Source organism: Brachybacterium zhongshanense (assembly GCF_055385755.1).
Genome location: NZ_AP043790.1, coordinates 1510507 through 1532284, shown reverse-complemented (window position 1 = coordinate 1532284; position 21778 = coordinate 1510507). Strand labels below are relative to the sequence as shown.

General features: G+C 70.1%; 15 protein-coding genes and 1 tRNA gene. 13 read left to right on the top strand and 3 right to left on the bottom strand.

All coding sequences use genetic code 11. The features are described from left to right. Positions 1 to 40 precede the first annotated feature (40 nt). From gltB to pyk, 3 genes are all read left to right on the top strand, one after another. Positions 41 to 4621, top strand: a complete 4581-nt coding sequence (gltB, locus tag ACZ5AJ_RS06940; protein ID WP_464138289.1) for a glutamate synthase large subunit — start codon at positions 41 to 43, stop codon at positions 4619 to 4621. Further along, positions 4614 to 6092: a glutamate synthase subunit beta gene (locus ACZ5AJ_RS06935; protein WP_464138287.1), complete on the top strand. Its 1479-nt coding sequence runs from the start codon at positions 4614 to 4616 to the stop codon at positions 6090 to 6092. Before gltB ends, ACZ5AJ_RS06935 begins: the two co-directional genes overlap by 8 nt. A gap of 120 nt (positions 6093 to 6212) precedes the next feature. Beyond that, positions 6213 to 7682, top strand: coding sequence for a pyruvate kinase (pyk, locus tag ACZ5AJ_RS06930; protein ID WP_464138286.1), 1470 nt, complete (start codon positions 6213 to 6215; stop codon positions 7680 to 7682). A 173-nt stretch (positions 7683 to 7855) separates the two neighbouring features. Here the strand turns inward: pyk and ACZ5AJ_RS06925 are convergent. Beyond that, positions 7856 to 7938 (bottom strand) — tRNA-Leu (locus tag ACZ5AJ_RS06925). A gap of 121 nt (positions 7939 to 8059) precedes the next feature. On the opposite strand from ACZ5AJ_RS06925, the gene ACZ5AJ_RS06920 reads away from it, so the two are divergent. Both ACZ5AJ_RS06920 and ACZ5AJ_RS06915 read left to right on the top strand, forming a co-directional pair. Further along, a complete protein-coding gene (locus tag ACZ5AJ_RS06920) occupies positions 8060 to 8710 on the top strand; it encodes an ANTAR domain-containing response regulator (RefSeq protein ID WP_464138284.1) in 651 nt (216 codons plus the stop codon). A gap of 106 nt (positions 8711 to 8816) precedes the next feature. Beyond that, positions 8817 to 10184: an ABC transporter substrate-binding protein gene (locus ACZ5AJ_RS06915; protein WP_464138283.1), complete on the top strand. Its 1368-nt coding sequence runs from the start codon at positions 8817 to 8819 to the stop codon at positions 10182 to 10184. A gap of 53 nt (positions 10185 to 10237) precedes the next feature. On the opposite strand, the gene ACZ5AJ_RS06910 is transcribed toward ACZ5AJ_RS06915, so the two are convergent. After that, entirely contained in the window at positions 10238 to 10693 is a 456-nt protein-coding gene (locus ACZ5AJ_RS06910; protein ID WP_464138282.1) for a hotdog fold thioesterase, read from the bottom strand. Positions 10694 to 10747: 54 nt separating this feature from the next. Here ACZ5AJ_RS06910 and polA point away from each other — a divergent pair, with 54 nt between their 5' ends. The 7 genes from polA (at position 10748) to aroD (ending at position 19989) form a co-directional block, all read left to right on the top strand. Next, positions 10748 to 13441, top strand: coding sequence for a DNA polymerase I (gene polA, locus ACZ5AJ_RS06905; RefSeq protein WP_464138280.1), 2694 nt, complete (start codon positions 10748 to 10750; stop codon positions 13439 to 13441). A 176-nt stretch (positions 13442 to 13617) separates the two neighbouring features. Beyond that, entirely contained in the window at positions 13618 to 15093 is a 1476-nt protein-coding gene (gene rpsA, locus ACZ5AJ_RS06900) for a 30S ribosomal protein S1 (RefSeq protein WP_464138279.1), read from the top strand. A 175-nt stretch (positions 15094 to 15268) separates the two neighbouring features. Further along, the gene (locus ACZ5AJ_RS06895; RefSeq protein WP_464138278.1) at positions 15269 to 16099 is read left to right on the top strand and encodes an HAD-IIA family hydrolase; all 831 of its coding nucleotides are present in this window, start codon (positions 15269 to 15271) and stop codon (positions 16097 to 16099) included. Between the two features lie 95 nt (positions 16100 to 16194). Next, entirely contained in the window at positions 16195 to 17427 is a 1233-nt protein-coding gene (gene aroC, locus ACZ5AJ_RS06890) for a chorismate synthase (protein WP_464138276.1), read from the top strand. Beyond that, on the top strand, positions 17424 to 17960 hold the full coding sequence (locus tag ACZ5AJ_RS06885; RefSeq protein ID WP_464138275.1) for a shikimate kinase: 537 nt from the start codon (positions 17424 to 17426) through the stop codon (positions 17958 to 17960). Before aroC ends, ACZ5AJ_RS06885 begins: the two co-directional genes overlap by 4 nt. Then, a complete protein-coding gene (gene aroB, locus ACZ5AJ_RS06880) occupies positions 17957 to 19150 on the top strand; it encodes a 3-dehydroquinate synthase (protein ID WP_464138273.1) in 1194 nt (397 codons plus the stop codon). The genes ACZ5AJ_RS06885 and aroB overlap by 4 nt, the downstream gene beginning before the upstream one ends. A 14-nt stretch (positions 19151 to 19164) precedes the next feature. Continuing rightward, positions 19165 to 19989, top strand: coding sequence for a type I 3-dehydroquinate dehydratase (aroD, locus tag ACZ5AJ_RS06875; RefSeq protein ID WP_464138272.1), 825 nt, complete (start codon positions 19165 to 19167; stop codon positions 19987 to 19989). 122 nt (positions 19990 to 20111) lie between these two features. Here the strand turns inward: aroD and ACZ5AJ_RS06870 are convergent, their stop codons facing one another. Next, positions 20112 to 21062 (bottom strand): trimeric intracellular cation channel family protein, encoded by a 951-nt coding sequence (locus ACZ5AJ_RS06870; RefSeq protein ID WP_464138270.1) that lies wholly within the window; start codon positions 21060 to 21062, stop codon positions 20112 to 20114. 63 nt (positions 21063 to 21125) lie between these two features. Between ACZ5AJ_RS06870 and coaE the strand changes: the two genes are divergently transcribed. Beyond that, positions 21126 to 21770 (top strand): dephospho-CoA kinase, encoded by a 645-nt coding sequence (gene coaE / locus ACZ5AJ_RS06865; RefSeq protein ID WP_464138268.1) that lies wholly within the window; start codon positions 21126 to 21128, stop codon positions 21768 to 21770. Positions 21771 to 21778: the final 8 nt, after the last annotated feature.

The window sequence follows — 21778 nt, the reverse complement described above, 5'->3', positions numbered from 1 at the left end:
CGCAGTCCTGCTCCTCGGCCGTCCCCGGAAGGGCCACCGCATGATCCCCCTCAATTCCCGATTCTCCGCCTTCCCTCCTGCGCAGGGCCTCTACCGGCCCGAGAGCGAACTCGACTCGTGCGGCGTGGGCATGGTCACCACGCTGCGCGGGGAGCCCGGTCACGACATCGTCGAGCACGCGCTGACCGCGCTGCGCAATCTCGACCACCGCGGCGCCGTCGGCGCCGAGGAGAACACCGGCGACGGCACCGGCATCCTCCTGCAGATGCCCGACGCCTTCCTGCGCGCCGTCACCGGCCTCCAGCTGCCGGCCCTCGGCTCCTATGCCTGCGGCATCGCCTTCCTGCCGAGGGAGCGCGATGAGCGCGAGCGCACCCTCGCCGTGCTCGAGGAGATCGCGGCGGATGAGGGGCTGACGGTGCTCGGTCGCCGCGAGGTGCCCGTCGTCGACGGCCTCGTGGGCCCTTCGGCCCGGGAGGTCCAGCCGCACTTCGAGCAGATCGTCCTGGTCGACGCCGCCGGGGAGCGCGAGGGGATCGCGCTCGAGCGCGCCGCCTTCGCCGTCCGCCGACGGGTGGAGCACGCCACCGAGGCGTACTTCCCCTCCCTGTCCACGCGGGTGATGGTGTACAAGGGCATGCTCACGCCTCTGCAGCTCGACGAGTTCTTCCCGGACCTGCGGGATGAGCGCATGACCACCGAGCTCGCGATCGTGCACTCGCGCTTCTCCACCAACACCTTCCCGGCCTGGCCGCTCGCGCACCCGTTCCGCGTGCTCGCACACAACGGTGAGATCAACACGGTGATCGGGAACCGCAATCGGGTGCGAGCCGCTGAGGGGTCCATGGACACCGATGCGTTCGGCGAGGACTTCGGACGCCTGCTCCCGGTGAACTCCGAGGGCGCCTCCGACTCGGCGAGCCTGGACGAGCTGCTGGAGCTGCTGCTGCTGTCCGGTCGCTCCCTGCCCCACGCCCTGATGATGCTCGTGCCCGAGGCGTGGGAGAACGATCCCACCATGGACCCCGACCTCAGAGCCTTCTACGAGTACCACTCCTCCCTCCAGGAGCCGTGGGACGGGCCCGCGTCGATCGTCTTCACCGACGGTCGCCTGGTCGGAGCGCGCCTGGACCGCAACGGCCTGCGTCCGCTGCGCTACTGGATCACCGAGGACGACCTGGTCGTGCTCGGCTCGGAGGCGGGGCTGCTGGACATCCCGCACTCCCGTCTCGCCCACACCGGCCGTGTCGCCCCCGGGGAGATCTTCCTGGTCGACCTCGACCGGGGTGAGGTCGTCCCGAGCGACGAGGTCAAGCACGAGATCGCGGTCGCGCAGCCCTACGGGCAGTGGATCGCCGAGCAGAAGATTCCGCTCTCGGAGCTGCCCGCCCGCGAGCACATCACGCATTCGCGCTCGTCCGTAGTGCGCCGGCAGCAGACCTTCGGCTACACGGAGGAGGAGCTGCGCGTGCTGCTGGCGCCCATGGCCTCCAAGGGAGCCGAACCGATCGGCGCGATGGGCACGGACACCCCGATCGCGGTGCTGTCCGATCGTCCGCGTCTGCTGTTCGACTACTTCACCCAGATGTTCGCGCAGGTGACGAACCCGCCTCTCGACTCCCTGCGCGAGGAGATCGTGACGTCCCTGGGGGTGGCGATCGGTCCGTCGCGGAACCTGCTCACGGAGACTCCTGAGCATGCGCGCCAGCTGTCGCTGGACTTCCCGATCATCGACAACGATCAGCTGGCGGCGATCATCGACGTGCGGTCCCATGAGCGCACCACCGACTTCCGCACGGTCCGGCTGAGGGGCCTGTATCAGGTGGTCGGCGGCGCCCGTGCCCTCGAGGAGCGTCTGCAGGAGATCTGTGAGGAGGCCGTCGCCGCGATCGAGGACGGGGCGACATTCCTCGTGCTCTCCGATCGCGACGCCAACCAGCTGCTGGCCCCCATCCCCTCGCTGCTCATGACCAGCGCCGTCCAGCACCACCTGGTGCGGGCGGGCCTGCGCACGCGGGCGGCGCTGGTGGTGGAGGCCGGGGATGTCCGCGAGGTCCACCACGCCGCGCTGCTGATCGGCTACGGCGCGAGCGCCATCAACCCGTACCTGGCGATGGAGAGCGTCGAGGAGCTCGTGCGTCGCGGAGTGATCAGCGACGTGGACGAGGCCACGGCGGTGCGCAACCTCAACTACGCGCTCGGCAAGGGTGTCCTGAAGATCATGTCCAAGATGGGCATCGCGACCGTCGCCTCTTACCGGGGTGCGCAGATCTTCGAGGCCGTCGGTCTGTCGCAGGAGCTCGTGGACACCTGGTTCCCCGGCACCGACACCCGCATCGGAGGCATCGATCTGGAGGTCATCGCCGCGGAGAACGCAGCCCGCCACGCTGTCGCCTATCCCGTCGAGGGCGTGCGCCTGCCGCATCGTCGGCTCCCCGTCGGCGGGGAGTACCAGTGGCGTCGAGAGGGTCCGCCGCACCTGTTCACCCCGGAGGCGATCTTCCGGCTGCAGCATTCCACCCGCAACCGCCAGTACGACGAGTTCCGCCGCTACACCGACGAGGTCGACGACCAGTCGCAGCGGCTGATGACGATCCGCGGCCTGCTGCGCCTGCGCACCGACGCGACCCAGCCGATCCCCATCGACGAGGTCGAGTCGGTCGAGGCGATCACCCGGCGCTTCATGACCGGCGCCATGAGCTACGGATCGATCTCGCAGGAGGCCCACGAGACGCTCGCCATCGCCATGAACCGCCTCGGCGGCATGTCCAACAGCGGCGAGGGCGGGGAGGATCCCGAGCGCCTGCACGACCCCGAGCGCTCGAGCGCGATCAAGCAGATCGCCTCCGGTCGCTTCGGTGTGACCAGCGAGTACCTCACCTTCGCGAAGGACATCCAGATCAAGATCGCGCAGGGCGCCAAGCCCGGGGAGGGCGGTCAGCTGCCCCCGGAGAAGGTGTACCCGTGGATCGCGCGCACCCGGCACTCGACCCCGGGCATCGGACTGATCTCGCCGCCGCCGCATCACGACATCTATTCCATCGAGGACCTCGCCCAGCTGATCCATGACGCGAAGTCCGCGAATCCCGCGGCTCGCGTGCACGTGAAGCTGGTCTCGCGCTTCGGTGTGGGGACGGTCGCCACCGGCGTCTCCAAGGCGCATGCCGACGTCGTGCTCATCTCGGGGCACGACGGCGGAACCGGAGCCAGTCCGCTGAACTCCCTCAAGCACGCCGGCACTCCGTGGGAGATCGGGCTGGCGGAGACCCAGCAGACGCTGCTGCTGAACGGTCTGCGCGATCGCATCACCGTCCAGGTCGACGGGCAGATGAAGACCGGTCGGGACGTCGTGATCGCCGCCCTGCTGGGCGCGGAGGAGTTCGGCTTCGCCACAGCACCGCTCGTGGTCACGGGCTGCGTCATGATGCGCGTCTGCCACCTGGACACCTGCCCGGTGGGCGTGGCCACTCAGAACCCGGAGCTGCGCGCTCGCTTCACGGGCCATGCCGATCACGTGGTGAACTTCTTCCAGTTCATCGCTCAGCAGGTGCGCGAGCACCTCGCCGCACTCGGACTGCGCTCGATCGACGAGGCGGTGGGCAGGACGGATCTGCTGGGTCTCGCCGAGAGCTCGGAGGCGGTCAGCGCGCTGGCCGCGGCCAAGCGGGACGGCCTGGACCTCGCCGCGATCCTCGCCGCCCCCGAGATCAAGGAGGGCGACCACGTGCGTCGCCTGCGCGGCCAGGACCATCACCTGGACCTTGCGGCCGATCACCCGTGGATCGCCGAGGCCGATGCGGTGCTCTCGGGCCGTGAGGACTCGGTGCGGATCACCGGCACGGTGAGAAACGTCCAGCGCAGCTCCGGCACGCTGCTCGGTCACGAGGTCACCCGCCGCACCGACGGAGCGGGGCTCGCCGAGGACACGATCGTCGTGGACCTCGAGGGCACCGGCGGCCAGTCCTTCGGCGCGTTCCTGCCGGCGGGCGTGAGCATGCATCTGACGGGCGACGCCAACGACTACGTCGGCAAGGGCCTGTCGGGCGGCATCGTGGCGATCGGCCACGGCGCCGGCAGCGCCGCATCGCTCGCCTCTGCGACCATCGCCGGCAACACCTGCGCCTACGGCGCCACCAGCGGCCGCCTGCTGCTGGCGGGCCGGGCAGGGGAGAGGTTCGGTGTGCGCAACTCCGGCGCGACCCTGGTCGTCGAGGGCATCGGCGACCACGGCGCGGAGTACATGACGGGAGGGGCGATCGTCATCCTCGGTCCGACGGGACGCAACCTCGGCGCCGGTATGAGCGGAGGCACCCTGTTCGTCCTCGACCTCGATCGCTCGCGACTGAATGCGAACGACGCGGCCACCTTCGACATCACCCCCGTGAGGGAGGAGCACCGCGGCTTCGTGCTGGAGGCGATCCGCGACCATGCCCGCCGCACCGGGTCGGACCGCGCCGCGGCGCTGCTGGCCGACGAGGACGAGCTGTTCGCACGCCTGAGCCAGATCGTCCCCCGCGCGTTCCTGCGCATCACCGGCATCCGCGAGCAGGCGCTCGCGGACGGCATCGACCCCAACTCGAACGAGATCTGGAACACCATCATGGAGGCCACCCATGGCTGATCCCCGCGGATTCCTCCGCTACCGCGAGCGCGAGCTCCCTCAGCGCCGCCCCGTGCCGGTGCGCCTCATGGACTGGCGCGAGGTCTACGAAGCTCGGGAGAAGGGCACCCTGAGCGTGGTGTCGCGCCAGGCCGGACGCTGCATGAACTGCGGCATCCCGTTCTGCCATCAGGGCTGTCCGCTGGGCAACCTGATCCCGGAGTGGAACGACCTGGTGTACCGCGACGACTGGCGGGAGGCCAGCGAGCGGCTCCATGCGACGAACAACTTCCCGGAGTTCACCGGCCGCGCATGCCCCGCGCCGTGCGAGTCGAGCTGCGTGCTCGGCATCAACCAGCCGCCCGTGACCATCAAGAACATCGAGGTCTCGATCGTCGATCGGGCCTTCGAGGAGGGGTGGGTGGAGCCGGTCGAGGCGACTCGCCAGACCGGCCGCTCGGTGGCCGTCGTCGGCTCCGGCCCTGCCGGGCTCGCCGCCGCCCAGCAGCTGACCCGGGCGGGGCACTCGGTGGTCGTGCTCGAGCGCGACGACCGTCTCGGCGGTCTCCTGCGCTACGGCATCCCCGAGTTCAAGCTCGAGAAGCGCCATGTCGATCGACGCCTGGAGCAGATGCGTGCCGAGGGCACCCGCTTCCGTACGGGGGTCGACGTCGGAGGGAGCGGCGAGGGAGCGGTGAGCGTGGAGGAGCTGCGCTCGCGCTACGACGCGGTCGTCCTGGCCACCGGTTCGACCATGCCGCGCGACCTCCCCGTGCCCGGACGCGACGCGGAGGGCATCCATCCCGCGATGGAGTACCTCACCCAGGCCAACCGCCTGGTCGAGGGCGACGTCCTGGAGGATGCCATCGACGCGGCGGGCAAGGACGTCGTCATCATCGGAGGCGGTGACACGGGCGCTGACTGCCTGGGGACCGCGCTGCGCCAGGGAGCGCGCTCCGTCACCACCCTCGCGATCGGCACCCAGCCTCCCAGCGAGCGCGACGAGAGCCAGCCCTGGCCCACGCACCCGGTGCTGTTCGAGATCTCCACGGCCCATGAGGAGGGGGGCGAGAGGTCGTACCTCGCGTCGACCACCGGGTTCGAGATCGATGAGGCGGGCAGGGTCAACGGGCTGAAGGTCGCTCGCACCCAGTACAAGGACGGCCGCCGCCTCCCCACCCCGGGGACCGAGACGGTGATCCCCGCTCAGCTGGTGCTCATGGCGATGGGCTTCACCGGTCCCGAGCAGGGCGGCCTGCTCGAGAGGCTGGGCGTGACGATGACATCCCGCGGCAACATCGAGCACGACGGGAACTGGGCGACGAACGTGGACGGGGTCTTCACCGCCGGCGACTGCGCCCGAGGTCAGAGCCTGATCGTGTGGGCGATCGCGGAGGGGCGCTCCTGCGCCGCCGCCGTGGACGCCCACCTGATGGGCGGCACATCGCTCCCGGCGCCCGTGCGCTCGGGTGATCATGCCCTCACAGTGTGAAAGACTGTGTCCTGAACACGCGACGCCGCGTCCCCCTGGAAGGGCCCGCTCGCCGTGCCCCTTCGGGGGAGCCGCGGCCCCTGTCCGCACGAAGCACGCACTATTTACAGATGGGTTGACATGCGCAAAGCGAAGATCGTCTGCACTCTCGGTCCCGCGACGAACACCTACGAGCAGATCCGCACGCTGATCGACTCGGGGATGAACGTCGCTCGGATGAACCTGAGCCACGGCTCGCACGAGGACCACGAGCAGGTGTATGCGAACATCCGCCGGGCGGCGGAGGACCTGGGCAGGAACGTCGCGATCCTCGTGGATCTGCAGGGCCCGAAGATCCGCCTCGGAAGGTTCGAGAACGGTCCGCATCAGCTCGAGGTCGGCGACACCTTCGTGATCACCACCGAGGACATCGTCGGCACCCGCGAGCGCGTCTCGACGACCTTCAAGGGCCTGCCGGGAGACTGCCGTCCCGGTGACGTGCTCCTGATCGACGACGGCAAGGTCTCCGTGCGCGTGACGGACGTGTCCGGCACGGAGGTCACCACGGTCGTCGAGGTCCCCGGCCCGGTCTCCAACAACAAGGGCATCAATCTGCCCGGTGTCGCCGTGTCCGTCCCCGCCATGAGCGAGAAGGACATCGACGACCTGCGCTGGGGCCTGCGCCTCGGTGCGGATCTGATCGCGCTGTCCTTCGTGCGCGACGCCCACGACATGGACGACATCCTCAGCATCATGCAGGAGGAGGGACGTCGCGTCCCCGTCATCGCCAAGATCGAGAAGCCGCAGGCGGTGCGTGCCCTGCGGTCCATCGTCGGCGCCTTCGACGGCATCATGGTGGCGCGAGGCGACCTGGGCGTCGAGCTGCCGCTCGAGCAGGTCCCGCTGGTGCAGAAGCGCGCGATCGAGCTCGCCCGCCGCAATGCCAAGCCGGTCATCGTCGCGACCCAGGTGCTCGAGTCGATGATCACGAGTCCGCGGCCGACCCGTGCGGAGGCCTCCGACTGCGCCAACGCGATCCTCGACGGCGCTGACGCGGTCATGCTCTCGGGCGAGACCAGCGTCGGGGCGTATCCCTTCGAGGCGGTGCGCACGATGGCGCGGATCGTCACCAACACCGAGGAGAACGGGGCCGACCGCATCCTCCCGCTGGGCACCATCCCGCACACCCGCGGCGGTGCGATCACTCGCGCGGCCGCCGAGATCGGCGACCAGCTCTCCGCGCAGTACCTGGTGACGTTCACCGAGTCCGGCGACACCGCGCGTCGTCTGGCTCGCCTGCGTCCGTCCATCCCCCTGCTGGCACTGACCCCGTATCCCGAGGTCGCCCGTCAGCTGTCCCTGTCCTGGGGCATCGAGGCGCACCTGGTGCCCATGCAGCAGGACACGGACCAGATGATCGCGAAGGTCGACGAGCTCCTGCGCGAGCAGAAGGGGCTCCAGAAGAACGACCTGGTCATCGTCGCGGCGGGTTCGCCCCCCGGTGTCCACGGCTCGACCAACTCGCTCCGCGTGCACCGCATCGGCGACCTGGACGGCACCGAGTCCGCACGCATCGAGGTCGACCACATCAACGCCGGCACCCAGTCCTGATCCAGGGCCTGCACGGAGAAGGAGCGGGGCACCCGTCGCACGACGGGTGCCCCGCTCCTTCTCCGTGCAGGTGTGCTCGGCCACGCCGACCGGTCGGCGCCGGCGTGCGATATCTCCTACGCCGGGTCGAGCCTTCACCGCCTTCGGGCGGCTGCCGCTGAGAGCGGCGACAGTGCCGGATGCGGGATTCGAACCCGCACGCCCTCGCGGACAGCGCATTTTGAGTGCGCCGCGTCTGCCATTCCGCCAATCCGGCTCGCGCCCCCGGTGCCGAGGGCTGGATTAGGATACCGCTGAAGACCGCAGGATCCGCGCACTGCCGCAGGGCGACGGCGCGGTCCCCTCAGAAGACGTGCCGACCGAAGACACAGGGTGACATGAACGACGACATCGCTTCCCTTCCCGCTGACACCGAGGACCTCGCCGCCGGCGAGAGCGAGGGCCCGCGCCGCACGGCGGTGGTCGCGGAGGACGAGAGCCTCATCCGCATGGACATCGTCGAGACCCTGACGGAGGCCGGCTTCGAGGTGCTGGCGGCCGTCGGGGACGGTGAGAGCGCTGTGGCGAAGGCGCGCGAGCTGCGCCCTGACGTCGTCGTCATGGACGTGAAGATGCCTCAGGTCGACGGGGTCACCGCTGCCGAGCGCATCGGCGAGGAGAACCTGGCGCCGGTCGTCATGCTCACCGCCTTCTCGCAGGCCGAGCTCGTCGAGCGCGCGCGCGACGCCGGAGCCATGGCGTACGTCGTCAAGCCCTTCACCCCGGCGGACCTGCTGCCGGCGGTCGAGATCGCGATCTCCCGGTACCAGCAGATCACTCAGCTCGAGGCGGAGATCGCGGATCTGGGTGAGCGCTTCGAGACCCGCAAGCGCGTCGATCGGGCCAAGGGGCTGCTGCAGACGAACATGGGCCTGTCGGAGCCCGAGGCCTTCCGCTGGATCCAGAAGACGTCGATGGACCGTCGTCTGACGATGCGCGAGGTCGCCGATGCGGTCGTCGACCAGCTGGGCGGTCAGGGCAAGGACTGAGCGCAGGGCGTCGCCGGCGTGGGCCCCGCGGTGCGGGGCCGACCGACCGGTGAAGGCGCTGTCGCGTCGCCCTGGGGGAGGGGCGCCGACCGAGGGGGATGAGCTGATGGTGCTGTCACGACGTGCGGCGGTGCGCTCGCTCGCCGCCGGGGTGCTGGGCTCTGCTGCGGTTCCGATGCTCGCAGGGTGCGAGGGACTGTCCGGTGCCGGGTCGCCGGGAACCACCGGCTCGCCGACGTCGGGGACTCCGGTGGTGCCCGACGGACCGCTCGTGCTGGGGCAGATCGGCGCGTCCGTCGGCTGGACCGCAGCGGTAGAGGACACGATCGCCCTCGCCGTGTCGCAGGCCCTGATCGATGTGAACGCCGCCTACGGCGGCGTCTTCGACCGGGAGGTCGCGACTGCGGGGACGCGCCATGTCATCTCGTCGCTGGACGAGGACCTCACGGGCATAGTCGAGGAGATGGCCGATGCTGGCGCGGGTGCCGTCATCTGCTCCCTCCCCGACGAGGCGATGCTGAGCGCGGCCCCCGTGATGGCGTCCGCGGGCATAGCCATGATCGACGTGACCACGTCCTCCCTCGCGCTGCGGGACCCGGCGCTGCGGACCGCGGGAATGCTCGCGAGGCTCTCCCCGAGCACTCGAGCGATCGCAGCCCGGCTGGCCGAGGAGGCTCTCGGTGCCTCCGCCTCCGACCGCACCGGTGAACCGGGCTCCGTCGCCATGGTCCATGACGGCTCGGAGCTGGGCTCGGATCTCCTGTCCCGGCTCGCCACGATCCTCGCCCCCCAGGGCGGGCAGATCGTGCTGGAGGAGTCCCTGCCGGCGGCCGACGAGGACGCCTCGGGCCTGGCCGGCCGCATCGCCGAGGCCCGTCCGGCCCTGCTGGTGATCCACGGCTCGGCCGCGGCCAGCGCCGCGCTGTCCGCGGCGGTCCACGATGCCACCAGCGATGCGGACGGCCGCATCGAGCCGCAGATCCCGGTGAGCATCTCTCCGGCGGCGACGGTCGACCAGCGCGGGGCGGGCCTCCCAGAGGGCGCCCTCGGCCAGGTGGTCGGGTGGATGCCCGGTGGGGAGATCCCCGAGGCGCACGCGCGCATGATGCTCAACGAGGACCCTGCGCTGGCACGCTCGGCGTTCCCCTACTCGCAGCTGGGGTACGACGCCGTCATGATCGCGTGCCTCGCCGCGCAGCATGCCCTCTCGGTCCAGGGCTCCGACATCGCCGCCTCCATCCCCCAGGTGCTCACCGGAACCGTCGAATGCGTCGACCCCGGCGCCTGCGCGGACGAGATCACCGCCCGGCGCCGAGCTGGGGAGAGCCCGTCGATCACCTATGTCGGGTCCATGGGTGCGCTGACGCTCGGCGCCGACGGCGACCCGGCCACCGGTCGTCTCCGCACCTACCGGTACGGCGACGACGGTGCCCTCGCTCTCGACCAGACCGTGGACTACGAGGACGAAGTCTGAGCGACGCGTGCGGCGACCCGGGGGAGACCGGGACCAGCAGCAGGTCGCGGTGATCAGCGGGGCGGCAGCAGCATCGTCGAGACGGTGACGGTGCTCAGCAGCGTGCCGGCCTCGTCGTGCACGTCGATGAGATAGGTCGCCACCTGGCGGCCGGCGTGGCGGACCGTGCAGGTCGCCCGCACGGTCCCCGCACGGCCCGAGCGATGGTGGATCGCCGAGACCGAGGTCCCCACGGCCTGTGCTCCGTCTCCGTGGACCTCGCGAGCGCGCAGGATCGCCGCGAAGGATGCGATGGTCTCCGCGAGGGCGATCGTCGCGCCGCCGTGCAGCAGACCCGCCGGCTGGGTGTTCCCCGCGACCGGCATCGTCATGGTGCCTCCGGCCGACGAGAGCGTCTCGATGCGCATCCCCAGACGTTCGACGAGCGTGCCTTCGCACATGCGCTCGAGCTGGGCGCGCAGCTCGGGATCGGGGGAGGAGGGAGGAGGTGGAGGTGAGAGCTGATCCATGCCCGCAGGGTGCCACATGGCCGCTGGTCGGGGCGACGTGGGAGACTGCTCCGCATGAGTGCGAGCGACGGCAGCGGACAGCGGATCCTCCTCATCGACGGCCACGCGATGGCGTTCCGGGCGTTCTTCGCCCTGCCCGCTGACGGCTTCAGCGATGGCCGTGGGCAGGCCACCAACGCGGTGTACGGGTTCACCAGGATGATCATCAACGTCGTCGCCTCCGAGGAGCCCACGCATGTGGCGGTGGCCTTCGACCTGCCGGGCGGGACCTTCCGCGACCGCATCTACGACCAGTACAAGGCCGGTCGCGAGGTGACGCCGCCGGAGTTCGTCGGCCAGATCGCTCTCATCCAGCAGGTGCTCGATGCCCTGGGGGTCGCGTGGTTCACCGTGGAGGACTACGAGGCCGACGACATCATCGCCACCTTCGCGGCACGCGCCGAGGCCGACGGGCGGGAGGCGCTGATCGTCTCGAGCGATCGCGATGCGATCCAGCTGGTCACGGACAACGTGACCCTCCTCCAGCCGGTCAAGGGCGTCACGGAGATGCGTCGGATGACCCCGTCCGCCGTCGAGGAGAAGTACGGCATCCCGCCCGAGCGCTACCCGGACATGGCGGCCCTGGTGGGCGAGTCGGCCGACAACCTCCCAGGGGTGCCCGGAGTCGGGCCCAAGACCGCAGCCAAGTGGATCCTCTCCTACGGCGACCTGCAGGGGATCATCGCGCATGCCGACGAGATCAAGGGGAAGGCCGGGCAGTCCCTGCGCGATCATCGTGACGACGTGGAGCGCAACCGGCGCATGAACGAGGCGGTCCGCGATCTGGAGCTGCCCGGGGGAGAGGAGCGATGCACCCTCGGGCGGGGCGATGCCGTCGCTCTCGCCGCGGTCTTCGATGAGCTGGCCTTCGGACCGACGATCCGGCGTGACGTCCCTGCATCGTTCCTGGGCGAGGATGCCGCGCACTCCTCCGTGCCCGAGCGCGAGATGCCGGAGATCCGGCGTGCCTCTGCGGATGAGCTCCCGGCACTTCTGAAGGATGAGTTCGCCGACGGGGCGGCGCTGGCCGGCGAGGGACGATGGGAGCTCGGCCAGGGCGATGCCACCGCGCTGGCGCTCGCGACGGACGCCGCGATCGCGGTGGTCGATCTGACGGGTCTGGACGAGAAGGCGGAACGTGCTCTCGCCGACTGGCTGTCGGACTCATCGGTTCCCAAGACCGCACAGGACACCAAGGCGCTGGCCCACAGGCTCTCGGGGCGCGCGCTCACGGTGCGCGGATGGCGGACCGATCTGGCGATCGCCGAGTTCCTGTGCCGACCCGACCAGAGGCCCACTGATCTCGCCGGCCTGGCCATGCGCCATCTGCAGGAGGATCTCCAGGTCGAGAGCGCCTCGGCCCAGCAGGAGCTCGATCTCGGCGAGGACGACGACTCCGGCGCCGAGCGGCTCGGACGGGCGGCCGACGCAGTGCTGCGCATCGAGACGATCCTCCGGGCCGAGCTCGAGGAGCGTGCGGCGCTGGCCCTCCACGACGAGCTCGAGCTGCCTCTCGCCCACGTGATCGCGGCGATGGAGGAGACCGGGATCGCCGTCGAGGACTCCGTGCTGGAGGACCTGGACGCCCAGCATGCTCGGGAGCAGGAGCGCGTCGCGGAGTCCGCCTACTCCCGCATCGGCGGGGACCGGATCAACCTGGGATCCCCCAAGCAGCTGCAGGAGGTCCTCTACGAGCGCCTCGGCCTGCCCAAGGGGCGTCGCACGAAGACCGGCTACAGCACCAACGCCGGGACCCTGGTGGACCTCTTCGAGAAGACCGGGCACCCGTTCCTCTCCGACCTGCTGACGCATCGCGATGTGACGAAGATGCGCCAGATCATCGATACGCTGCGGCGGTTCATCTCGCCGGAGGGCCGGATCCACACCACCTTCCACCAGAACATCGCCGCCACGGGGCGCCTGTCCTCGAACAACCCCAATCTCCAGAACATCCCCACCCGCACCGAGGAGGGGCGGCGAATCCGCTCCGCCTTCCGCCGCAGCGACGGGTACGTCGCGCTGATGACCGCCGACTACTCGCAGATCGAGATGCGCATCATGGCGCACCTGTCCGAGGACGAGGGCCTGATCGAGGCGTTCCGCTCCGGAGAGGACCTGCATCGCTTCGTCGCCTCGCGCGTCTTCGATGTCGAGCCCGACCAGGTCGATGGAGCCATGCGCTCCAAGACCAAGGCGGTCAGCTACGGCCTGGCCTATGGGCTGAGCGCCTTCGGCCTCGCCCGGCAGCTGCGGATCCCGCAGAGCGAGGCCGCCGCGCTGCGGGACGGCTACTTCGAGCGCTTCGGCGGCGTGCGCGACTATCTGCGCGAGAGCGTCGAGAGGGCTCGCTCCACGGGCTACACCGAGACGATCCTCGGCCGTCGCCGCTATCTGCCGGACCTGACCAGCGACAACCGCCAGCGTCGCGAGAACGCCGAGCGCGTCGCGCTGAACTCGCCGATCCAGGGGAGCGCCGCGGACATCATCAAGCTCGCGATGCTGCGCGTCGACGACCTGCTGCGCGAGCGGGAGCTGCGTTCGAGGGTGCTGCTGCAGGTGCACGACGAGCTCGTGCTGGACGTCGCCGAGGGCGAGGAGGAGATGCTGCGCGAGCTCGTGTCCGAGGGCATGGACGGCGCCTACGAGCTCTCGGTCCCGCTGGAGGTCGGCATCGGCGTGGGGGAGACCTGGCTCGAGGCCGCCCACTGAGGTCCTCGCGCTGAGACCGGGGGCACCTGCCGGGACGGACATATGCCCTCGCGCTCGATCGCTGCGGCTGGTAGGCTCTACCAGGTCTGTGCGCGGCCTATGCCCCGGCGGCTCCGCGCACGGAGTGCATGTCCATCATTCCTACTCGTACCTGTCCCGACGGAGTCCTTACCTACATGACCGAGACCACGACCCCCCAGATCGCCATCAACGACATCGGCGGCGCCGACGACCTCATGGCTGCCATCGATGCGACCATCAAGTACTTCAACGATGGCGACATCGTCGAGGGCACCGTGGTGAAGGTCGATCACGACGAGGTCCTCCTGGACATCGGCTACAAGACCGAGGGCGTCATCCCCTCGCGCGAGCTGTCCATCAAGCACGACGTCGACCCCGGTGAGGTCGTCGAGGTCGGCGACGAGATCGAGGCCCTCGTCCTCCAGAAGGAGGACAAGGAGGGTCGCCTGATCCTGTCCAAGAAGCGCGCCCAGTACGAGCGCGCCTGGGGCACGATCGAGCAGATCAAGGAGGACGAGGGCGTCGTCACCGGCCGCGTCATCGAGGTCGTCAAGGGCGGCCTCATCGTCGACATCGGCCTGCGCGGCTTCCTGCCCGCCTCCCTCGTCGAGATGCGTCGCGTCCGCGACCTGCAGCCCTACGTCGGCCAGGAGATCGAGGCGAAGATCATCGAGCTCGACAAGAACCGCAACAACGTGGTCCTCTCGCGTCGCGCCTACCTCGAGGAGACCCAGTCCGCGGTCCGCTCCGACTTCCTGCAGACCCTGCAGAAGGGGCAGGTCCGCGAGGGCGCCGTGTCCTCGATCGTCAACTTCGGCGCGTTCGTCGATCTCGGCGGCGTCGACGGCCTGGTGCACGTCTCGGAGCTGTCCTGGAAGCACATCGACCACCCGTCGGAGGTCGTCGAGGTGGGCCAGAAGGTCAAGGTCGAGGTCCTGGACGTCGACATGGACCGCGAGCGCGTCTCCCTGTCGCTGAAGGCGACCCAGGAGGACCCGTGGCAGCTGTTCGCCCGCACCCACGCCATCGGCGAGGTCGTGCCGGGCAAGGTCACCAAGCTCGTCCCGTTCGGCGCGTTCGTCCGCGTCGAGGACGGCATCGAGGGCCTCGTGCACATCTCCGAGCTCGCGCAGCGCCACGTGGATCTGCCTGAGCAGGTCGTCACCGTCGACCAGGATGTCTTCGTCAAGGTCATCGACATCGATCTCGAGCGCCGCCGCATCTCGCTGTCCCTCAAGCAGGCCAACGAGGGCGTGGACCCGGAGGGCGACGACTCGACCTTCGATCCGGCTCTCTACGGCATGGCCGCCGAGTACGACGAGAACGGCGAGTACAAGTACCCCGAGGGCTTCGACCCGGAGACCAACGAGTGGCTCGAGGGCTACGACGCCCAGCGCGAGGAGTGGGAGGCCCAGTACGCGGCCGCCTACGAGCGCTGGACCGCCCACAAGGCTCAGGTCGCCGAGGCCATCAAGGCCGACGAGGAGTCCGCCTCCGCGGGCGCGTCCTCCTCGTCCTCGCAGCCGGCCGCGCCGGCTCAGGCCTCCTACCAGTCGGCCTCCTCGGACGAGGGCACCCTCGCCTCCGACGAGGCGCTGGCCGCCCTGCGCGCCAAGCTCACCGGCAACTGATCGGGCGCGGTTCCGACCGCTTCCGCAGCAGCGACGGCCCGGCTCCCCTCACGGGGAGCCGGGCCGTCCGGCGTTCCGGGGGACCGCTGCGCCGCATCGGGGCTGCCCGCGCGGCATCCCATCGGGCGTCCGGCGCAATGGACACGACCGGGCGGTCGGATGCGAGACTGGGGCCATGACCACCGCCCTCGATCATTCACCGATCCACTCCTGGCTCACCGACATGGACGGAGTGCTCGTCCACGAGCATGCCGCGCTGCCCGGTGCAGCGGAGTTCATCGCCGAGCTGCAGCGCTGCGGACGACGCTTCCTGGTGCTGACCAACAACTCGATCTTCACGCCCCGGGATCTGCGCGCACGGCTCGCCCGCGCCGGCATCGAGCTGCCGGAGGAGGCGATCTGGACCAGTGCACTCGCAACCGCGCAGTTCCTCTCCGAGCAGACGCCCGGTGCCAGCGCCTATGTGATCGGCGAGGCAGGGCTGACCAGTGCCATGCACGAGGCCGGGTTCATCCTCTCGGACAGCGACGCGGAGTTCGTCGTTCTGGGGGAGACCCGCACGTACTCGTTCGAGGCGATCACCCGAGCGATCCGCCTGGTGGGCCAGGGTGCGAAGTTCATCGCCACGAACCCCGACGTCACCGGCCCCAGCACCGAGGGTCCGCTCCCCGCGACCGGAGCGGTCGCGGCGATGATCACTGCCGCGACGGGCATCTCCCCCTACTACGTCGGCAAGCCGAACCCGCTGATGATGCGTACTGCGCTGAACCGCATCGGGGCTCATTCGGAGACGTCGGTGATGATCGGCGATCGCATGGACACCGATGTGAAGAGCGGGCTCGAGGCGGGCATGCGCTCGATCCTCGTGCTGTCGGGATCGACGCGTGCCGAGGACCTCGCCTCGTATCCGTATCGGCCCACCGAGGTGCTCGACGGCATCGCGGACATCGTGCCTCTGGTCGAGGAGATGAGCCCTTCCCCGGAGGTCGAGCTCGGCGAGGACTGATGCGGTGACCGGAATGGTCGCAGAGGTCGCTGCGCCGCGCCTCAGGGCTGGGACGCGTCGACGCCGACAGGCATCGCCGTGAGAGAATCGGCGCCATGCTGCGCTGGTTCACGGCCGGGGAGTCCCACGGCCCATCTCTCATCTCCCTGCTCGACGGCGTTCCCGCCGGGATCGAGCTGAGCAGCGACGACCTGCGGTCGGCGCTGGCTCGTCGGCGTCTCGGCCACGGTCGAGGCAGCCGCCAGAAGTTCGAGCAGGACGTCCTGACCATCCACGGCGGTCTGCGCCATGGCCGCACGATCGGCTCGCCGCTGGCGATCGAGGTCGCCAACTCCGAGTGGCCGAAGTGGGAGAAGGTCATGAGCGCCGACCCGGTCGCTCGTGAGGACCTGCTGGTGGATGCGGGAACCGGTGACGAGCGGGAGATCGCGCGCAACCGCCCGCTCACGCGCCCTCGACCCGGCCATGCGGATCTGGCCGGCATGCTGAAGTACGGCTTCGAGGAGGCCCGTCCCATCCTCGAGCGCGCGAGTGCCCGCGAGACAGCCGCTCGCGTGGTCGCGGGGCGGGTCGCCGCGGCGCTGCTGGAGCAGGCCGCGGGTGTCCGACTGGTCTCCCATACCCTCTCCGTCGGCACCGTCCGGGTGCCCGAGGATGCGCCGCTGCCCACTCCTGAGGACTCCGAGGCGCTGGATGCGGATCCGCTGCGCTGCTTCCATGCCTCGACTTCGACGGCTATGGTCGCCGAGGTCGACGCGGCCAAGGAGGACGGCGACACCCTCGGCGGCGTCGTGGAGGTGCTCGCCTACGGGGTGCCGGTGGGGCTCGGCTCCCATACGCAGTGGGACCGCAAGCTAGACGGTCGCCTCGCGCAGGCGATCATGTCGATCCAGGCGATGAAGGGCGTGGAGATCGGCGACGGATTCGCCACCGCCGCCCGCAGGGGCTCCGAGGCCCATGACGAGATCCTCGTCGCAGGGGACGGCTCGACGTATCCTCGCGCCACCAACCGTGCCGGCGGGCTCGAAGGCGGGATGAGCAACGGGCAGATCATCCGCGTTCGCGGTGCTCTGAAGCCGATCTCGACCGTGCCTCGGGCCCTGCGCACGGTCGATGTCGCCACGGGAGGGGAGGCCGTCGCCAACCACCAGCGCTCGGACGTGTGCGCTGTTGCCCCGGCGGCGGTGATCGCCGAGGCGATGGTCGCACTCGCGCTCGCGGATGCTCTTCTGGAGAAGGCCGGCGGCGACAGCGTCGCGGAGATCCGAGCCCACCTCGACGAGAGCGCTCGTCTGCAGTCCCGTCTGGTCCCCGGCTCGGCGTCGTGACCGGTCCACGCGTGATCCTGCTGGGCCCCATGGGCGCCGGCAAGACGAGTGTCGGTCGCGAGCTCGCCTCCTGCCTCGGGGTCGAGTTCGCCGATCTCGACGCGCTGATCGCGTCCGCCGACGGACGATCGATTCCGCAGATCTTCGAGTCCGACGGCGAGGCCACCTTCCGCGAGCTGGAGGCGAGCGTGCTCGAGCGGGCGCTGGCAGAGCATTCGGGGGTCCTCGCGCTCGGCGGGGGGACCGTCACCCACGAGCGATCCCGTCGCCTGCTCGAGGGCAGGCCGGTGGTCCTGCTCGAGGTCGACGAGCAGACTGCAACCCGGAGGATCGGACGTGGCCATGGCCGCCCTCTGCTCGCCGGTGATGATCCTATGGAGCGCTGGCGTGCGCTGAGCGCCGAGCGCGAGCCGCTGTACCGAGCGGCGGCGCGCTGGCGGGTGGATTCCGCTCGAGGCAGCGCCACCGCGGTAGCCCGCACCATCATCGAGACCGTGGAGCGGGAGCACCCGTCCCAGGAGGAGAGCGCATGAACATCTCTGAGTCCGCACCTCGGCCCGTCGCCGACTCCTCGGACGACGCTGGGGCTCACGCCGATTCGAGTGCTGGCGTCGGGACGCAGGCAGGAACCGAGACCGGGGGCACGACCGTGATCCCCGTCGCGACGCCGACAGGAGGCTACGACGTCCTCGTGGGCCGCAGTCTGCTCGGAGACATCCCTGCCCATATCCCCGAGCGGGCCCGGCGGGTGGTGGTCGTCCACCAGCCGACTCTGCGCGAGATCGCGGAGCAGGTTCGGGAGTCGATCGCGGCGAGCGGCCGTCAGACCTTCCTCGCGGAGGTCCCCGATGGCGAGGAGGCGAAGACCGCCCAGGTCGCGGGGTTCCTCTGGCAGGTGTGCGGGCAGGCGGAGATCTCCCGCACCGACCTCGTGATCGGCCTGGGCGGCGGCGCCGCCACCGACCTGGCCGGCTTCGTGGCCGCGAGCTGGCTGCGGGGCATCGATGTGCTGCAGGTGCCGACCACCGTAGCGGCGATGGTCGATGCCGCCGTCGGCGGGAAGACCGGGATCAACACGGCTGAGGGCAAGAACCTCGTCGGCGCCTTCCACACCCCGATCGCGGTGATCGAGGATCTCGACGTGCTGGCGGGCCTGGGGCGCAACGACGTGGCCGCGGGCCTCGCCGAGGTCGTCAAGGGCGGGTTCATCGCCGACGAGCGGATCCTCGAGATCATCGAGGAGGACCCGGAGGCCGTCCTGGACATCGCGTCGCCGCAGTTCCGCGAGGTCGTCGAGCGCAAGATCCGGATCAAGGCCCGCGTGGTCTCCGCCGATCTCACGGAGGCGGGGGAGCGGGAGATCCTCAACTACGGGCACACCCTCGGCCATGCGATCGAGCGCAACGAGCGCTACCAGTGGCGGCATGGTGCCGCGGTCTCGGTCGGCATGGTGTTCGCCGCGGAGCTCTCCCATCTCGCGGGCAAGCTCTCGGAGGCGGAGGTGGACCGGCATCGATCGATCCTGACGTCCCTGGGGCTGCCGACCTCCTACCGGGGGCGGCAGTGGCCCAAGCTCGAGGACGCCATGAAGCGCGACAAGAAGACTCGGGCGGGCCTGCTGCGCTTCGTCGTGCTGGATCGGATCGGGAGGACCTCTCGCCTCGAGGGCCCGGATCCTGCGCTGCTGCTGTCCGCCTACGCCGCCATCGCGGCCGACGACTGACCACGGGGATCGACATGTCTGACCTCGGACGCATCGGCGATCCTGTCCGGCCGGGCGAGTCCGCTGCTGTCGTGCGGAGGCAGGGCATCGAACTGGGGCGGGGTCGCCCGGAGGTCATCGTCCCTCTCATCGGCACCGATGAGCAGGCGCTGCTCACCCAGGCGGAGGCCGCATGCTCGAGCAGCGCCCGGGTGCTCGAATGGCGCATCGACCTCTTCCGCCCCGACCTCGCGGAGCCCGCGGATCATCAGGATGCGGTCCTGGCGACGCTGCCCCGGCTGCGGGAGCGGATCGGGGAGGAGCGGGCTCTGCTGGCGACGTTCCGCACCTCTGCCGAGGGCGGGGCGCGGGAGATCTCGGACGAGGAGCTCGGGTCGCTGCTGCTCGCGCTGCTGCGTGATCGGAGCCGGTCCGTCGACCTCGTGGACATCGAGACGAGCCGTGCGTCCCAGCTCGTCGCGGAGGTCATCGAGACCGCCCATCAGGTCGGTGCGCTCGTCGTCGGATCGTTCCACGACTTCTCCGGAACTCCCGGACAGGCTGAGCTCGAGGAGATCCTGCGCTCCCAGCGCCGCCTGGGAGCCGACATCCCCAAGGTGGCCGTCACGCCGCGCGGCGTCTCGGATGTGCTCGACCTCCTGGCGGCGAGCACAGCGGTCGCCGAGGACGGCGAGGGCCCGCACATCGCGATCTCGATGGGATCCCTCGGCGCGGTGAGCAGGGTCGCGTCGGAGGTCTTCGGCAGCGCCGCGACCTTCGCAGCGGTCGGCGGCACCTCCGCACCGGGACAGCTGGATGCCGACGACGTCGCTCGGATGCTCGAGCTGCTGCGTCCCTGATAGACCGTCGTCGACCTGAGCAGGACTGCTCCACTTCTCATCGCCGTGACCTGCATTGATGTGCCAGTACCCTCAACCTCAACTAGAGGGTTATATAGAAGCTGACGTGAAGTCTAAAGCTCTCATCGAGGGTTGGGGTCGTCCGCTTCCGCAGCATCGCCAGGGTCGACCGGGTCGACCGGGTCGTCAGGGTCCGTGGGGTCTGCAGGTTCGGCGGGCTCTGCGGCGACGTCGGCCGAGGGATGCTCCTCGGGAGAGCCGAAGGCCCGCTCGGCGTACTGTCCGGCGTCGGCATCCAGGAAGCTGATGTCGTCGGCGAGGTCGTCGACGTCCGCATCGACGACCGGGATCGCCCCCGTCTCGTAGGCGACCCGCTGGCGTTCGGACCGGCGGGTGCGACGCACCAGCGCCTTCAGCTGGGCGGCCGACATGGTCACCTGCCACTCGCCATGCGCCGGCAGCTGCCAGCGCCGCCACGCGGCCATGCCTGCCAGCAGCGCGCCGAGGGCGACGGCGACGAGGACCAGCGGGGAGGGGATCTTCAGGGCGATCACTCCCCAGGTGCAGATCGCGGTCACGAGCGCGCCGGTCGCGTAGAGCGGGCCGCCGCCGAAGATCGCGGGGATCCTCCCCACCAGGACGTCGCGGATGACTCCGCCTCCGACGGCACTCATGACGCCCAGCAGGATCGCCGGCAGGGGGTCCAGTCCGTAGCCGATCGACTTGGCTGTTCCGGTCGCGGCCCACAGCGCCATGGCGGCGATGTCCAGGGCGGTGACGGCGCGGCGCCACCAGGGACCGTCGGGAGAGATGAGGAAGGCGACGAGGGAACCTGCGAGCGCGCAGGCGAGGTACCAGGGGCCGTCGAAGGCGGCGGGTGTGCCGTAGTTCAGGATGAGATCGCGGACCAGGCCGCCGCCGAGTCCGGCGGCGATGCCGATGATGGCGAAGCCCACGGCATCGAAGCGGAGCCGCGCTGCGAGCGCGCCGGAGGCGAGACCCATCACGAAGACGCCGATGAGGTCCAGGACGCGCAGCAGATCGTTGGTGACGAGCAGTTCCAGGGGGTCCACGGCACGACGGTAGCCGGACGGCACGGTGCGGAGCGAACGGGTGCAGGACCGTACGATCGGTGCATGACCCTGATGCGCATCGGCCTGACCGGCGGGATCGGAGCCGGGAAGTCCGCTGTCGCGCAGATCTGGCGCGACGCAGGTCACCGGGTGATCGATCTGGACGCGCACTCGCGTGCGGTGCTGGACGTCCCCGGGGACGGCGTGGAGGAGGCGGTGGCTCGCTTCGGCGAGTCCTTCCGCGCGGCGTCCGGGACGATCGACCGGGCCGCGATGGCGCGCCTGGTGTTCTCCGACGCCGCGGCGAGGGCGGACCTGGAGGCGATCGTGCTGGCGCGGGTGGACGGCGCTGTCGCCGCGGAGGAGCGTGAGGCCGTGCTCGCCGGGGAGGAGATGGTGGTGCATGACAGTCCGCTGCTGCTCGAGAAGCGCAGGGACGGGGACTACGCGGCGATCGTCGCGGTCCTCGCCCGGCGAGAGGACCGCATCTCCCGTGTCGTCTCGTCTCGCGGCAGGGACCGTGCCTACGTCGAATCGGTGATGGCGGCGCAGACGAGCGACCTCGAGCGGATCCGCCGGGCGGACCGGCTCGTGCTGAACACCGGGGGCCGTGAGGTCCTGGGCGCTCGCGCGCTCCATGCGCTCGCTCGCGCGGTCGAGGACGCGCGGGCGGCAGGCGATGTTCCGCGCGTCGGCTTCGCGCCGTAGGCTCGTAC

What these genes read in the sequence shown, in the direction of transcription:
- gltB (WP_464138289.1), top strand. Translation starts at nt 41, where the DNA reads ATGATCCCCCTCAATTCCCGATTCTCCGCCTTCCCTCCTGCGCAGGGC.
- ACZ5AJ_RS06935 (WP_464138287.1), top strand. Translation starts at nt 4,614, where the DNA reads ATGGCTGATCCCCGCGGATTCCTCCGCTACCGCGAGCGCGAGCTCCCT.
- pyk (WP_464138286.1), top strand. Translation starts at nt 6,213, where the DNA reads ATGCGCAAAGCGAAGATCGTCTGCACTCTCGGTCCCGCGACGAACACC.
- ACZ5AJ_RS06920 (WP_464138284.1), top strand. Translation starts at nt 8,060, where the DNA reads ATGAACGACGACATCGCTTCCCTTCCCGCTGACACCGAGGACCTCGCC.
- ACZ5AJ_RS06915 (WP_464138283.1), top strand. Translation starts at nt 8,817, where the DNA reads ATGGTGCTGTCACGACGTGCGGCGGTGCGCTCGCTCGCCGCCGGGGTG.
- ACZ5AJ_RS06910 (WP_464138282.1), bottom strand. Translation starts at nt 10,693, where the DNA reads ATGGATCAGCTCTCACCTCCACCTCCTCCCTCCTCCCCCGATCCCGAG.
- polA (WP_464138280.1), top strand. Translation starts at nt 10,748, where the DNA reads ATGAGTGCGAGCGACGGCAGCGGACAGCGGATCCTCCTCATCGACGGC.
- rpsA (WP_464138279.1), top strand. Translation starts at nt 13,618, where the DNA reads ATGACCGAGACCACGACCCCCCAGATCGCCATCAACGACATCGGCGGC.
- ACZ5AJ_RS06895 (WP_464138278.1), top strand. Translation starts at nt 15,269, where the DNA reads ATGACCACCGCCCTCGATCATTCACCGATCCACTCCTGGCTCACCGAC.
- aroC (WP_464138276.1), top strand. Translation starts at nt 16,195, where the DNA reads ATGCTGCGCTGGTTCACGGCCGGGGAGTCCCACGGCCCATCTCTCATC.
- aroB (WP_464138273.1), top strand. Translation starts at nt 17,957, where the DNA reads ATGAACATCTCTGAGTCCGCACCTCGGCCCGTCGCCGACTCCTCGGAC.
- aroD (WP_464138272.1), top strand. Translation starts at nt 19,165, where the DNA reads ATGTCTGACCTCGGACGCATCGGCGATCCTGTCCGGCCGGGCGAGTCC.
- coaE (WP_464138268.1), top strand. Translation starts at nt 21,126, where the DNA reads ATGACCCTGATGCGCATCGGCCTGACCGGCGGGATCGGAGCCGGGAAG.